The 933-nt window shown below is 67.0% G+C and carries 1 pseudogene; it reads right to left on the reverse strand.

Annotated elements, in window-relative coordinates:
* A pseudogene (locus JCM19049_RS15555) lies at window positions 1–933 on the reverse strand (phosphate ABC transporter substrate-binding protein PstS); the annotation flags it as partial.

A 933-nucleotide genomic window follows, 5' to 3' on the forward strand; every position in this document is an offset into this window, starting at 1 on the left:
GCCGGGTGGTGCACGGGCCTATTCGGCACGGTGATCGAATCGATGGCCGCACCGGCCTGCTCGGCGATGGCCGAGGAGAGCGGGGCGTTGCCGGCCGACTCCTGGGCGGCCTTCTGGCCTTCCTCGGAGACAACGTAGTTGCCAAAGGCCTTGACCAGGTCCACGGTCTGCTGGTCCTTGTAGCTGGAGCAGTACACGTGGTAGGAGACCAGCACGATCGGGTAGGTGCCGGCCTCGGTGGTGTCGCGGGCCAACTCCAGGGCCATGTCGTGCTCACCACGGCCCTCGACCGGGGTGGCCGCCTCCAGGGCCTTGGCCGCGGCCTCGGCGGAGATTTCGGTGTACTGCTGGCCGACCTTCACGTTCACGGTGGACAGCTTGCCCACCGCGGAGAAGTCGGCGTAGGTGATCGCCCCGTCGGTGCTCGAGGTGGTGGAAACCACCCCGGAGGTGCCCTTGGCGTTCTCCGACTGGATGTCCTTGGGCCAGTCGCCGGAGACCTCGTAGTCCCACACGTCCCCGGCCGCGGCTTCAGGTACTCCACGAAGTTCTCGGTGGTGCCCGATTCGTCGTTGCGGTGCACCACGGTGATCGCGGTGTCCGGCAGCTGCACGTCCGGGTTCTGGCTGGCGATGGCTCATCGTTCCACTTGGTGATCTCCTTCTTGAAGATCTTGGCGATGGTCGGCGCATCCAGGTTGATGCTTTCCACGCCCTCCAGGTTGAAGGCGATCGCAATCGGGGAGACGTAGGCCGGCACGTCGAAGGCGCCCTCGGGGCCGCAGACCTTCTTCGAGTCGGCCAGCTCCTCTTCGCTCATGTAGGCATCGGATCCGGCGAACTGGGCGCCGCCGGCCAAGAACGCCTTGCGCCCGGCGCCGGAGCCATCCGGGGAGTACTGCACCTGCGCGCCGGAGTTCGCGGCGGCAAACGC

This window comes from Arthrobacter sp. JCM 19049 (genome assembly GCF_001310435.1).